Annotated in this window: 14 protein-coding genes; all 14 read left to right on the plus strand. The window is 68.0% G+C overall.

What is annotated here, in order from left to right; translation table 11 throughout:
• The first annotated feature begins 14 nt into the window (after positions 1-14).
• The 14 genes from pyrH (at position 15) to QTI17_RS05930 (ending at position 13,424) form a co-directional block, all read left to right on the plus strand.
• Positions 15-737, plus strand: coding sequence for a UMP kinase (gene pyrH / locus QTI17_RS05865; protein WP_286522363.1), 723 nt, complete (start codon positions 15-17; stop codon positions 735-737).
• 13 nt (positions 738-750) lie between these two features.
• Positions 751-1,317, plus strand: a complete 567-nt coding sequence (gene frr, locus QTI17_RS05870; protein WP_286531712.1) for a ribosome recycling factor — start codon at positions 751-753, stop codon at positions 1,315-1,317.
• 87 nt (positions 1,318-1,404) lie between these two features.
• Entirely contained in the window at positions 1,405-2,142 is a 738-nt protein-coding gene (gene uppS, locus QTI17_RS05875) for a polyprenyl diphosphate synthase (protein WP_286531713.1), read from the plus strand.
• Between the two features lie 4 nt (positions 2,143-2,146).
• Positions 2,147-2,992 (plus strand): phosphatidate cytidylyltransferase, encoded by an 846-nt coding sequence (locus QTI17_RS05880; RefSeq protein WP_286522360.1) that lies wholly within the window; start codon positions 2,147-2,149, stop codon positions 2,990-2,992.
• A complete protein-coding gene (gene ispC / locus QTI17_RS05885) occupies positions 2,989-4,176 on the plus strand; it encodes a 1-deoxy-D-xylulose-5-phosphate reductoisomerase (RefSeq protein WP_286531715.1) in 1,188 nt (395 codons plus the stop codon). Before QTI17_RS05880 ends, ispC begins: the two co-directional genes overlap by 4 nt.
• Positions 4,177-4,197: 21 nt before the next feature.
• Entirely contained in the window at positions 4,198-5,568 is a 1,371-nt protein-coding gene (gene rseP / locus QTI17_RS05890; protein WP_286531716.1) for an RIP metalloprotease RseP, read from the plus strand.
• 40 nt (positions 5,569-5,608) lie between these two features.
• Positions 5,609-8,020 carry an outer membrane protein assembly factor BamA gene (bamA, locus tag QTI17_RS05895; protein WP_286531717.1) on the plus strand — a complete coding sequence of 804 codons (2,412 nt, stop codon included), beginning with the start codon at positions 5,609-5,611 and terminating at the stop codon, positions 8,018-8,020.
• On the plus strand, positions 8,020-8,589 hold the full coding sequence (locus QTI17_RS05900; RefSeq protein WP_286522356.1) for an OmpH/Skp family outer membrane protein: 570 nt from the start codon (positions 8,020-8,022) through the stop codon (positions 8,587-8,589). The genes bamA and QTI17_RS05900 overlap by 1 nt, the downstream gene beginning before the upstream one ends.
• A gap of 15 nt (positions 8,590-8,604) precedes the next feature.
• The gene (lpxD, locus tag QTI17_RS05905) at positions 8,605-9,591 is read left to right on the plus strand and encodes a UDP-3-O-(3-hydroxymyristoyl)glucosamine N-acyltransferase (protein ID WP_286531718.1); all 987 of its coding nucleotides are present in this window, start codon (positions 8,605-8,607) and stop codon (positions 9,589-9,591) included.
• Positions 9,588-10,034, plus strand: a complete 447-nt coding sequence (gene fabZ, locus QTI17_RS05910) for a 3-hydroxyacyl-ACP dehydratase FabZ (RefSeq protein ID WP_286522354.1) — start codon at positions 9,588-9,590, stop codon at positions 10,032-10,034. Before lpxD ends, fabZ begins: the two co-directional genes overlap by 4 nt.
• A gap of 10 nt (positions 10,035-10,044) precedes the next feature.
• Positions 10,045-10,833, plus strand: coding sequence for an acyl-ACP--UDP-N-acetylglucosamine O-acyltransferase (lpxA, locus tag QTI17_RS05915; protein ID WP_286531719.1), 789 nt, complete (start codon positions 10,045-10,047; stop codon positions 10,831-10,833).
• A gap of 8 nt (positions 10,834-10,841) precedes the next feature.
• Positions 10,842-11,990 (plus strand): lipid-A-disaccharide synthase, encoded by a 1,149-nt coding sequence (gene lpxB / locus QTI17_RS05920; protein ID WP_286531720.1) that lies wholly within the window; start codon positions 10,842-10,844, stop codon positions 11,988-11,990.
• Entirely contained in the window at positions 11,962-12,630 is a 669-nt protein-coding gene (gene rnhB / locus QTI17_RS05925) for a ribonuclease HII (RefSeq protein ID WP_286531721.1), read from the plus strand. Before lpxB ends, rnhB begins: the two co-directional genes overlap by 29 nt.
• A complete protein-coding gene (locus QTI17_RS05930; protein ID WP_286531722.1) occupies positions 12,627-13,424 on the plus strand; it encodes a TrmH family RNA methyltransferase in 798 nt (265 codons plus the stop codon). Before rnhB ends, QTI17_RS05930 begins: the two co-directional genes overlap by 4 nt.
• Positions 13,425-13,428: the final 4 nt, after the last annotated feature.

Below are 13,428 nucleotides of genomic sequence, written 5' to 3' on the forward strand. Positions count from 1 at the left end.
CAAAGGATCCATCCATGTCAGAAGCTCGCCCGGCCCACAAGCGAATCTTGTTGAAGCTGTCGGGCGAGGCGCTGATGGGTGACGACGCCTTCGGCATCAACCGCGCGACCATCGTGCGCATGGTGGGCGAGGTGGCCGAGGTCGTGAACATGGGCGTCGAGGTGGCGGTCGTGATCGGCGGTGGCAACATCTTCCGCGGCGTCGCCGGCGGCTCCGTGGGCATGGACCGCGCCACGGCCGACTACATGGGCATGCTGGCCACGGTCATGAACGCGCTGGCGCTGGCCGACGCCATGAACAAGCAGGGCCTGATCGCCCGCGTGATGTCGGCCATCGCGATCGAGCAGGTGGTCGAGCCCTACGTGCGTCCCAAGGCCTTGCAGTACCTCGAAGAGGGCAAGGTCGTGATCTTCGCGGCCGGCACCGGCAACCCCTTCTTCACGACCGACACCGCCGCTGCGCTGCGCGGCGCCGAGATCGGCGCCGAGCTGGTGCTGAAGGCGACCAAGGTCGACGGCGTCTACACCGCCGACCCCAAGAAGGACCCGGAAGCGACGCGCTACACCAACCTGAGCTTCGACGAAGCCATCGCACAAAACCTCGGCATCATGGACGCTACGGCTTTCGCGCTGTGCCGCGACCAGAACCTGCCGATCAAGGTGTTCTCGATCTTCAAGAACGGCGCCCTCAAGCGCGTCGTGATGGGCGAGGACGAAGGTACCCTCGTGCACGCTTGAGGAAAATGAATCCATGACCACCACCATTGCAGAAATCCGCAGCGCGACCGACGCCAAGATGAACCAGTCGCTCGCCGCCTTCCAGAACAACCTGACCAAGATCCGCACCGGCCGTGCCAACCCGGCGCTGCTGGACTCGATCCATGTCGACTACTACGGCTCCGCCGTGCCGCTGTCGCAGGTGGCGAACGTGTCGCTGCTCGATTCCCGCACGATCAGCGTCCAGCCCTGGGAGAAGGGCATGGGCGCCAAGATCGAGAAGGCCATCCGCGAAAGCGACCTGGGCCTGAACCCGGCGTCGATGGGCGACCTGATCCGCGTGCCGCTGCCGCCGATGAGCGAAGAGCGCCGCAAGGAAATGACCAAGCTGGTTCGCAACGAAGGCGAGGGCGCCAAGATCGCGACCCGCAATCTGCGCCGCGACGCCAACGACGCGATCAAGAAGCTGGTCAAGGACAAGCTGGCCTCGGAAGACGACCAGAAACGCGCCGAGACCGAGATCCAGAAGGTCACCGACCGCCACATCGCGGAAATCGACCGCCTGGTAACGGCCAAAGAAGCCGAGATCATGGCCGTCTAGGATGATGCCCCCACGCTCATCACTTCGTGTATCGCTGCCCCCCGAGGGGGCGCTCAGAGCCCTTCGGGCGGCCGGGCGGGCTCTGACATGAAAAAGATCGCACCAGCGGTTCCCCATCACATCGCCATCGTCATGGATGGCAATGGCCGCTGGGCGACGCGCCGCTTCCTGCCCCGGGTGGCGGGGCACAAGCAGGGTGTCGAGTCCCTGCGGCGCTGCGTCAAGGCCTGCGTGGCACGCGACGTCCGGGTGCTGACCGTGTTCGCCTTCTCGTCCGAGAACTGGAACCGGCCGGTCGAGGAGGTGTCGGGCCTGATGGACCTCATGGTCGGCGCCCTGGGCCGCGAGGTGCCGAAGCTGAGCCAGGACGGGGTGCGGCTGCACTTCATCGGCGAGCGCGGCGGGCTGTCCGACAAGATGATCGCGGGCCTGGTCCAGGCCGAGACGGCGACCGCACACAACACCCGGCTGGTGCTCAACGTCTGCTTCAACTATGGCGGCCGCTGGGATATCGCCCGCGCCGCGGCCCAGTTGGCGGCCCGCGGCGAGCCTCTGACCGAGGCCAACCTCGACGCCGCCATGGCGCTCGCCCACGTGCCCGACCCCGACCTGTTCATCCGCACCGGCGGCGAGCAGCGGCTGTCGAACTTCCTGCTCTGGCAGAGCGCCTACGCCGAGCTGTACTTCAGCGACAAGCTGTGGCCCGAGTTCGACGAGGCGGCGCTGGACGACGCCATCGCCGCCTTCCAGCGCCGGGAGCGCCGCTACGGACAGACCTCCGAGCAGCTCGGCGCGGCCGGCTCGCGCGACCAGCAGGCCGCCTGAGCGCATGCTCAAACAACGCATCATCACGGCGATCGTCCTGCTGGCGATCCTGCTGCCCGCGCTCTTCTACCCCTCGTACGTGCCCTTCGCCTGCGTGATGCTGGTGCTGATCGGCGCCGCCGCCTGGGAGTGGGGCCGCCTCAACGACTACGGCCCGCGCATGTCGCTGTTCCTCGGTGCCGAGATGGTGCTGCTGTGCGGGCTGTCCTGGTGGCTGGGCCTGCTGCAGGGCTCGCTCCTCGGCGTCTGGATCGTCGCCAGCGCGGCCTGGGTGCTCGGCGGCGCCGCGCTGCTGCGCGTGGCGGTGCCGGGATGGCCGCGGGTGCCCCGGGGCTTGCGCCTGGTCGGCGGATTGCTGGCGCTCTGGGTCGCCTGGCTGGCCGCGGTGCAGGCCCGCATGGTCGGCATCAACTTCCTGCTCTCGATCCTGGTGCTGGTCTGGGTCGCCGACGTCTTCGCCTATTTCACCGGCCGCGCCTTCGGACTCAAGTTCACCCGCAGCAAGCTGGCCCCGACCATCAGTCCAGGCAAGAGCTGGGAGGGTGTCTGGGGCGGCATGGCCGGCGTGGTCGTGCTCGCGCTGGCCTGGGCCTGGAGCGACTCCGCCGCCCAGGCCGGCGTCGCCAGCCTCTACACCAGGCTGGCCGAGCGCGGCTGGTGGCTGCTGCTGATCGGGGCCGTCTTCATGGCGGCCATGAGCGTGGTCGGCGACCTGGTCGAGTCGCTGATCAAGCGCAGCGCGGGCGCCAAGGACAGCAGCGCCTTGCTGCCCGGCCACGGCGGCGTCCTCGACCGGATCGACGCGTTGTTGCCGACGCTGCCGATCGCCATGATGTTGGCCTTCCTATGAATTCAGTCAAACAACGCGTCACGGTGCTCGGTTCGACCGGCTCCGTCGGCGTCAGCACGCTCGACGTGATCGCGCGCCATCCCGGGCGCTTCGAGGTCTTCGCCTTGTCGGCGGCCACCAAGGTGGACGAACTGCTGGCCCAGTGCGTGCGCTTCTCGCCGCAGTTCGCGGTGATGGCGAGCGCGCCGCACGCCGCGCTGCTGGCCGAGAAGATCCGCCACAGCGGCTTGCCGACCCGGGTGCTGAGCGGCGCGGCCGCGATCGAGGAGATCGCCGCGCACCCGCAGACCGATGCCGTCATGGCCGCCATCGTCGGCGCCGCGGGACTCGGGCCCTGCCTGGCGGCCGCGCGGGCCGGCAAGCGGCTGCTGCTCGCCAACAAGGAGGCGCTGGTGGTCGGCGGCGAGCTGTTCATGCGCACGGTGCACGAGGGCGGCGCCACGCTGCTGCCGATCGACAGCGAGCATTCGGCGATCTTCCAGTGCCTGCCCGAGGACCGCGCCACCTGGGCCGAACGGGTCGACCACGTGCTGCTGACCGCATCGGGCGGACCGTTCCGGCAGCGCGATCCGCGCACGCTGGCCGAGATCACGCCCGAGCAGGCCTGCGCGCATCCGAATTTCTCGATGGGTCGCAAGATCTCGGTCGACTCGGCCACCATGATGAACAAGGCGCTCGAGGTGATCGAGGCCCGCTGGCTGTTCGACCTGACGCCCGAGCAGGTCAAGGTGGTCATCCACCCGCAGCAGATCATCCACTCGATGGTGCAGTTTCAGGATTCGTCGGTGATCGCGCAACTCGGCACGCCCGACATGCGGGTCCCGATCGCCTGCGGCCTGGCGTGGCCGGAGCGCATCGAGAGCGGTGCCGGCAAGCTGGACTTCGCGTCGCTGGCGGCCCTGACCTTCGAAGCCGCCGACGAGGCGCGCTTTCCCGGGCTGCACCTGGCATGGCATGCACTTCGCGCCGCCCCGGGCACCACGGCGGTGCTGAACGCCGCCAATGAAATCGCGGTCGAGGCCTTTCTCGAGCGCCGGCTGCGCTTCGACCGGATTCATGCGGTCAACCTGGAAACTTTGGAGCGCGTGCGGCCCTCCAAGCTCTCGTCGCTCGGGGATCTGCTGGCCCTCGACGCCAGTGCCCGGGACGCAGCCCGTGCCACGGCGCTTCGTTTCGCGACCTGACCCACCAACCCGGGGAACCCGATGCTCACAGTCGTTGCCTTCATCGTCGCCCTCGGCCTGCTCATCGCCGTGCACGAGTACGGCCACTATCGGGTCGCGGTGGCCTGCGGCGTCAAGGTGCTGCGCTTCTCGGTCGGGTTCGGCAAGACGCTTTATCGCTGGCAGCCCAAGCGCCAGCATCCGGGCCAGACCACCGAGTTCGTCATCGGCGCCTTCCCCCTGGGCGGCTACGTGAAGATGCTCGACGAACGCGAGGGCCCGGTGCCGGCCGAGGAGCGCCACCGCGCCTTCAACACCCAGCCATTGCGCTCGCGGGCCGCCATCGTGGCGGCCGGACCGATCGCCAACCTGCTGCTGGCGGTCGTGCTCTACACGCTGGTCAACTGGATCGGCGTTCAGGAACCGGCCGCGACCCTGGCCCGGCCGGTCGCCGCATCGCTGGCCGAACAGGCCGGGCTGAAAGGCGGCGAACACATCGCGCGGGCGGGCTTCGACGGCGAGCTCGACGCCGTCCAGTCCTTCGAAGACCTGCGCTGGCGCATGACTCGCGGCGCCCTCGATGGCCGCGACCTGACGCTCGAGATCGCGGGCGAGGGCGGGCGCCCGGCGCGCGAACTGGTGCTGCCTCTGAGCCGCATCGAGGCCAAGGATGCGGACGCCCAGATGTTCCGCAAGATCGGCCTCCTCACGCCGATGACACGCCCCGAGATCGGCGAGGTGATGCCCGGCAGCGCCGCCGAGCGCGCGGGACTGCGCAACGGCGACCTGGTGCGCCTGGTCGGCACGACGCCGATCGTCGATGGCCAGCAGCTGCGCGAGATCATTCGGACCTCGGTCGATGGCGGCCAGCCCCGCATGCAGACCTGGCAGGTCGAGCGCGGCGGGCAGTCGCTGCGCATCGATGTCACGCCCGAGCTGCGCGACGAACCCAGCGGCAAGATCGGCCGCATCGGTGCCTATGTCGGCGCGCCGCCCGCGATGGTGCTGGTGCGCCAGGGCGTGGTCGACGGCGTCTGGCGCGGCGTGGTCCGCACCTGGGAGGTGTCGGCGCTGACCGTGCGCATGATGGGCAAGATGGTCATCGGCGAGGCCTCGCTCAGGAATCTCAGCGGACCGCTCACGATCGCCGACTACGCCGGCAAGTCCGCCAGCCTCGGCTTGACGCAGTACATGGTGTTCCTGGCCCTGATCAGCGTGAGCCTGGGGGTGCTGAACCTCATGCCGCTGCCGGTCCTCGATGGTGGACACCTGATGTATTATCTTTGGGAGGGCCTGACCGGCAAGAGCGTCTCCGACGCCTGGATGGAAAGGTTTCAGCGCGGCGGTGTCGCGCTGCTGCTGGTCATGATGTCGATCGCACTCTTCAACGACGTCACGCGGCTCTTTGGTTAACTTTTCTGCCAGCCCTTTCCGGCCCTGGCGCAATTCACAGATGAACACAACAATCAGTCGCTTTCGCCTGCGCAGCGTTGCCGCGGTGGTGGCCAGCGCCCTGGCGGCCACGGCAGCCTGGGCGGTCGAGCCTTTCACCGTGCGCGACATTCGGGTCGAAGGCCTGCAGCGCGTCGAGCCGGGAACCATCTTCGCCTCGATGCCCTTGCGCGTGGGCGATACCTACAACGACGACCGCGGCTCGGCCGCGATCCGGGCGCTGTTCGACCTCGGGCTGTTCAAGGATGTGCGCATCGACATCAACGGCAACGTGCTGGTGGTGATCGTCGAGGAGCGGCCGACCATCGCCGACGTCGACTTCGTCGGCACCAAGGAATTCGACAAGGCGAACCTGCAGAAGGCCCTGCGCGAAGTCGGCCTGGCCGACGGCCGTCCCTACGACAAGGCGCTGGCCGACCGGGCCGAGCAGGAACTCAAGCGCCAGTACGTGAGCCGCAGCCTCTACAACGCCCAGGTCGTGACCACGGTCACGCCGATCGAGCGCAACCGCGTCAACCTGACCTTCACCGTGACCGAAGGCGAGCCCGCGCGAATCCGCGAAGTGCACATCGCCGGCAACAAGGACTTCAGCGAATCGACCCTGCTGAGCCTGTTCGACCAGGACAGCGGCGGCTGGCTCAGCTGGTACACCAAGTCGAACCAGTATTCGCGCGCCAAGCTCAATGCCGACCTCGAGACGCTGCGTTCGTACTACCTGTCGCGCGGCTACCTCGAGTTCCGCATCGACTCGACGCAGGTCGCGATCTCGCCCGACCGGCAAGACCTCTCGGTCACGGTCAACATCAGCGAAGGCGAGAAGTTCGTGGTCTCCGGCGTGAAGCTCGACGGCAACTACCTCGGCCGCGAGGAAGAGTTCAAGACCCTGGTCGCGATCAAGCCCGGCGAGCCGTACAACGCCGAGCAGGTCGCCCAGACCACGAAGGCCTTCTCCGACTACTTCGGCTCTTTCGGCTATGCCTTCGCCCGCGTGCAGGCCACGCCCGAGATCGATCGCACCACCAACCGGGTGGCCCTGACGCTCAAGGCCGAGCCCGAGCGCCGGGTCTACGTGCGCCGCGTGGCCGTGGGCGGCAACAACCGCACCCGCGACGAAGTGATCCGGCGCGAGTTCCGCCAATACGAGGCCTCCTGGTACGACGGCGACAAGATCAAGCTGTCGCGCGACCGGGTCGACCGGCTCGGCTACTTCACCGAAGTCACGGTCGACACCCAGGAAGTTCCGGGCGTGCCCGACCAGGTCGACCTGACGGTCAACGTGACCGAGAAGCCGACCGGCTCGCTGCAGCTGGGCGCCGGTTTCTCGAGTGCCGACAAGATCAGCCTGACCTTCGGCATTTCGCAGGAAAACGTGTTCGGCTCGGGCAACTATCTCGGTGTGCAGATCAACACCAGCAAGTACAACCGCACGCTGTCCCTGGTGACGACCGATCCCTACTTCACCAAGGAAGGGATCTCGCGCACCATCAGTCTCTACACCGCGACCACGCAGCCTTACTACGGCAACATCGACGGCAACTACAGGCTGACCACCGAGGGCGGGAACATCCGCTTCGGCGTGCCGTTCAGCGAACGCGACACGGTGTTCTTCGGCGCCGGCGTGGAGCGCTACCGCTTCGACCCGGGCACCTCGTTCGCCGGCTACGTGCCCTTTTCGTACCAGCAGTACTTCGGCTGCATCGCGCCGAACGGCCAGCTGGGCGTGCTGTATTGCGGCAACCCGACGGTCTCGGGGGTCCCGTTGTCGATCGGCTGGGCCCGCGACAATCGCGACAGCGCGCTGGTCCCGACCACCGGTGTGCTGCAGAGCGCCAACCTCGAGGTCGGCGTCGGGTCCGACATGAAGTACTACAAGGCCGGCTACAAGTACCAGCAGTACTTCCCGCTGAACAAGCAGTACACCTTCGCGATCAACGGCGACTTCGGCTACGCCGGCGCCTTCAGCGGCCAGCAGTTCCCGATCTTCAAGAACTACTACGCCGGTGGCCTGGGTTCGGTGCGCGGCTTCGAGCAGAACTCGCTCGGCCCGCGCGACATTCCGCTGTACGGCCAGACCGTGGGCGCGGCGCTGGGCGGCATCAAGAAGGCGATCTTCAATGCCGAACTGAGCACGCCGTTCCCGGGCGCCGGCAACGACCGCACCCTGCGCCTGTACGGCTTCATGGATGCCGGCAACGTGTTCGGCGACCGCACCCCCTGGTCGACCAACGCCCAATGGGATTCGATCAACAAGATCCGGGCCTCGGTGGGTCTGGGCATCAGCTGGATTTCGCCGCTCGGGCCGCTGCGCATCGCCTATGCCTTCCCGGTCGTCTACGAGAAGGGGGATGTCGCCCAGCAGATCCCGGAGGATAGAATTCAACGCCTGCAATTCCAGATCGGAACGACTTTCTAATGACTCCACTGCTTCGTGCCGCCGGTGCGCTGCTTGTTCCTGTCTTCATGGCGGCGGGGCTGCCGGCTGCCCATGCGCAGGAAACCTTCCGCATCGGATTCGTCAATCCTGACCGGGTGCTGCGCGAGGCGCAGCCGGCGAAAGCCGCCCAGGCCAAGCTCGAGGCCGAGTTCCTCAAGCGCGAAAAGGATCTGACGGCGCAGGGTGCGGCATTGAAGGCGGCCTCCGAGCAGTTCGAGCGCGAGGCTTCGACCTTGTCCGAGAGCCAGCGCGTGACCCGCCAGCGGCAGCTGGTCGACCAGGACCGCGACTTCCAGCGTCGCCGTCGCGAATTCCAGGAAGATCTGAACGCACGCAAGAACGAAGAGCTGCAGCAGGTCTACGAGCGCGCCAACCGTGTGGTCAAGCAGGTGGCCGAGGCCGAGAAGTACGACGCCATCCTCCAGGAGGCGATCTACATCAACCCCAAGCACGACATCACCGAAAAGGTGATCAAGGCGCTCAACGCCTCGAGCAACACGCCCACCAACACGTCGGCCAATGGGTCGACCCCGGCCGGCGGCAAGTAGCGCCGCGAAAACGGCGTGGCACTGCGGCTAGGCGCAATCGTCGAGGCCCTCGGAGGCGATCTCCAGGGCGATCCCGGGCTGCCGATCGAGCGGCTGTCGCCGCTGGCGACGGCCGAGGGCGATGCGATCGCCTTCCTGAGCCATCCCAAGTACCAGAAGGAACTCGCAGCCTCCCGGGCCGCCTGCGTGATCGTGGCCCCGGCGATGCGCGAAGCCGCCGCCGCGCGCGGCGCATTCATCGAGACGCCCGATCCCTATCTCTATTTCGCCCGCCTGACCCAGCTCTGGAAGAAGGCCCATGCCCGGCCCGAGGCCCAGCGCATCCACCCCAGTGCGGTGATCGACCCCGAAGCCGTCATCGACCCCAGCGCCCGGGTCGGCGCGCTGTGCGTGGTCGAGCGCGGGGCCCGCATCGGGGCCGATACGGTGCTCAAGTCCGGTGTCACCGTGAGCGAGGACTGCGTCATCGGCGCCCGCTGCCTGCTGCATCCGGGCGTGGTGATCGGCGCCGACGGCTTCGGACTCGCGCCCCATGAAGGGGCCTGGGTCAAGATCGAGCAACTGGGCGCAGTGCGCATCGGCGACGACGTCGAGATCGGCGCCAACACCTGCATCGATCGCGGCGCCCTCGGGGACACCGTGATCGAGGACGGCGTCAAGCTCGACAACCTGATCCAGATCGGCCACAACGTGCGCATCGGCAAGCACACCGCGATGGCCGGCTGCGCCGCGGTGGCGGGCAGCGCCACCATCGGCGCCCACTGCACCTTCGGCGGCCGGGCCGGCGTGCTCGGGCACCTGACGATCGCCGACCACGTGAACATCTCGTCGAACTCGCTGGTGACGCGCTCCATCCACAAGCCCGGCCACTACACCGGCGTGTTTCCCATCGACGACAATGCGACCTGGGAGAAAAACGCTGCCACGCTCAAGCAACTGCACAGTCTGCGGGAGCGCCTCAAGGCGCTGGAAAAAATGACGATGCAGGACAAGAAATCATGACGACGCTCGATATCCATCAAATCCTCAAGCTGCTGCCTCACCGATACCCGTTCCTCCTGGTGGACCGCGTGCTCGAGATGGAAAAGGGCAAGCGCATCACGGCACTCAAGAACGTGACCATGAACGAGCCCTTCTTCAACGGCCACTTCCCGCATCGCCCGGTGATGCCGGGGGTGCTGATGCTCGAGGCCATGGCACAGGCGGCGGCGCTGCTGTCCTTCCATTCGCTGGACATCGTGCCCGACGACAACACGGTCTACTACTTCGCCGCCATCGACGGCGCCCGTTTCAAGCGGCCGGTCGAGCCCGGCGACCAGCTCACGCTGGAGGTCGAGATCGAGCGCATGAAGGCCGGCATCTCCAAGTTCAAGGGGCGCGCGCTGGTCGGTGCCGAACTGGCCTGCGAAGCGACACTGATGTGCGCGATGCGCCAGATCAACTGATCCTGCCGGCATGACCCTGATTCATTCGACGGCGATCGTCGACCCGCAGGCCGAACTCGACCCGACGGTCAGTGTCGGTCCCTACGCCGTGATCGGCCCGCACGTTCGGGTCGACGCCGGCACCACGATCGGCGCGCACTGCGTGATCGAGGGCAGGACCACCATCGGCCGCGACAACCGGATCTTCCAGTTCGCATCGCTGGGCGCGGTGCCGCAAGACAAGAAATACGCCGGCGAACCCACGCGACTGGTCATCGGCGATCGCAACGTGATCCGCGAGTTCTGCACCTTCAACATCGGCGTGCCGGGGGCAGGCGGCGTCACGCGGGTGGGCAACGACAACTGGATCATGGCCTACACGCACATCGCGCATGACTGCCGTGTCGATGACCACACCACGCTCGCCAACAACACGACCCTGGCCGGCCACGTGCACCTCGCCGACTGGGTGACGGTGGGCGGGCTGACCGGCATCCACCAGTTCGTGTCGGTCGGTGCCCATGCGATGCTCGGTTTTGCCAGCGCGGTCACGCAGGACGTGCCGCCCTTCATGCTGGTCGACGGCAATCCGCTCGCCGTGCGCGGGTTCAACGTGGTCGGCTTGCGCCGCCGGGAGTTCTCGCCGGCCCGGATCGCGGCGGTCAAGCAGATGCACCGCCTGTTGTACCGGCAGGGCAAGACGCTCGACGAGGCGCGCGCCGCGATCGAGGCGCTGGCTGCCGAAACGCCCGAAGCGGCGCCCGACGTCGCGGTGATGAGCGAATTTCTCGCCGGCGCCACGCGCGGCATCGCGCGCTGAGCCGTCGCATGCCTGAAACGCAGCGGCAGTTTTCGCTGGTCGCCGGCGAGGCTTCGGGCGACCTGCTGGCGGGCCTGATGCTCGATGGCCTGCAGGCGCGCTGGCCCGCGATGAAGGCCGTCGGCATCGGCGGACCCCAGATGCTCTCGCGCGGTTTCGAAAGCTGGTGGCCGCAGGAGAAGCTCGCCGTCAGCGGCTACGTCGAAGTGCTGCGGCACTACGCCGAGATCGCCGGCATCCGGCGCCAGTTGCGGGGCCGGCTGCTGCGCGAGCGGCCCGAGATCTTCATCGGTGTCGACGCGCCCGATTTCAACCTCGATCTCGAAGCCGGCCTGCGCGAGCGCGGCATCAAGACCGCGCATTTCGTCTGTCCTTCGATCTGGGCCTGGCGGCCGGAGCGGGTCGTCAAGCTGCGCGCGGCCGCCGACCACGTGCTGTGCATCTTCCCGTTCGAGCCGGCCTTGCTCGAGCAGCACGGGATTGCCGCCACCTACGTGGGCCATCCGCTGGCCAAGGTGATCCCGATGACGCCCGATCGCGAGGCCGCGCGCAAGGCGCTCGGGCTCGACCCGGACGCCGAGGTGGTCGCCATCCTGCCCGGGAGCCGGCGCTCGGAAGTGCGCCAGCTGGCGCCCATGTTCTTCGCCGCCGCCGCCCTCATGCTGAAAGCGCGGCCCGGGCTGCGCTTCATCTGCCCGGTGTTGCCGAACCTGCGCCCGGAGATGGAGCAGATCCTGGCCGCCAGCGAACTGGCCGGCCGCGTGGCCCTGCTCGACCGCCAGTCCCATGCCGCGCTGGCGGCTTGCGACGCCACGCTGATCGCCAGCGGCACGGCGACCCTCGAGGCGGCGCTGTTCAAGCGCCCCATGGTGATCTCCTACCGCGTGAACTCGCTGACCTGGCGGCTGGTGATGCAGCGCAAGCAGCTGCAGCCGTGGGTCGGCCTGCCCAACATCCTCAGCGGCGAGTTCGTGGTGCCCGAGATTCTCCAGGACGCCGCCACGCCCGAGGCGCTGGCCGAGGCGACGCTGGACTGGCTGGCTTCACCGGACAAGGTTCACGCCTTGCAACAACGTTTTTGCGCGATGCATGCCGAATTGCTGCGCGATACGCCGACACTGTGCGCCGATGCGATCCAGAAAGTTCTTGCAGGCTGAGCAGGCGACGCTGGTCTGGGACGGTCCCGGCCTCATGGCCGGGGTCGACGAGGCCGGCCGAGGGCCGCTGGCCGGGCCGGTGGTGGCGGCGGCCGTCATCCTCGACGACCTGCGCCCGATCCGTGGCCTGGCCGATTCCAAGACGCTGACCGCCCGGCAGCGCGAGCGCCTGCACGACCAGATTCTGGCCAAGGCGCTGTGCTGCTCGGTCGCCCAGGCCAGCGTCGAGGAGATCGACACCCACAACATCCTGCAGGCGACGATGCTGGCGATGCGGCGCGCGGTCGAGGGGCTGCGGCTGAAGCCGGTCAAGGTGCTGGTCGACGGCAACCGGCTGCCGACGCTCAACGTGCTGGCCGAAGCCATCGTGAAGGGCGACGCCCGGGTCAAGGCGATCTCGGCCGCCTCGATCCTGGCCAAGGTGCACCGCGACCGGCTGTGCGAGGACCTGCACGCCGAATTTCCGCACTACGGCTTTGCCGGCCACAAGGGCTACGGCACGCCCGAGCACCTCGAGGCGCTGCTGCGCCATGGCGCCTGCGTCCACCACCGCAAGTCGTTCAGCCCGGTCGCCGCGGCGCTGGCGCGGGTCTCCGCGCCGGCCGAAGATATGGCCAATTTCGGTGAAGAACTTCGATGAGCGTCGACGAGGTCAGCCACGTCACGTCGAAGGACAACCCGCTGCTCAAGGAATTGCGCAAGCTGGCGCACGACCCCGGCGCCTACCGCAAGGCCGGCCGGATCTGGCTCGAAGGCGACCACCTGTGCCGGGCGGCCCGCGAGCGCGGCGTGCGGCCGGCGGTGGCCGTGTTTGCCGAATCGCTCTGGCCCGCGGCGCGCCACGAATGGGCCGGCGCCGCGCCGAAGACGGTGGTGCTGGCCGATGCCTTGCTGGCGGGCGTCAGCGGGCTCGAATCGCCGGCGCCGATGGGTTTCGTGCTCGACCTGCCGGCCCGGCCCGCGGTCGCGCCGAGGTCGCCCACCGTGGTGCTCGATCGGTTGCAGGATGCCGGCAACGTGGGCTCGATCCTGCGCAGCGCCGCCGCCTTCGGCTTTGCGCAGGTCATCGCGCTCAAGGGCACGGCGGCGCTGTGGGCGCCCAAGGTGCTGCGCGCCGGCATGGGGGCGCATTTCGGCCTGCGGCTGATCGAAGGGGTCGAGACCGAGGTTCTCGATGCGCTCGAAGTGCCGATGATCGCCACCAGCTCGCACCGCGGCGACTGGCTGCACCGGGCCGAACTGCCATTTCCCTGCGCCTGGCTGATGGGGCATGAAGGGCAGGGCGTGTCGGCTGCCCTGGAGGCGAGGGCGGCGCGCCATGTCCGCATCGCCCAGCCGGGTGGCGAAGAGTCGCTCAACGTCGCCGCTGCGGCGGCGATCTGCTTGTATGCAAGTGCTGCCGGAGCAGATTCCAGGGCCGCGGGCCGGCTATAATCAA

The organism is Variovorax sp. J31P179 (genome assembly GCF_030316985.1).
Classification (GTDB): domain Bacteria; phylum Pseudomonadota; class Gammaproteobacteria; order Burkholderiales; family Burkholderiaceae_C; genus Variovorax; species Variovorax ginsengisoli_B.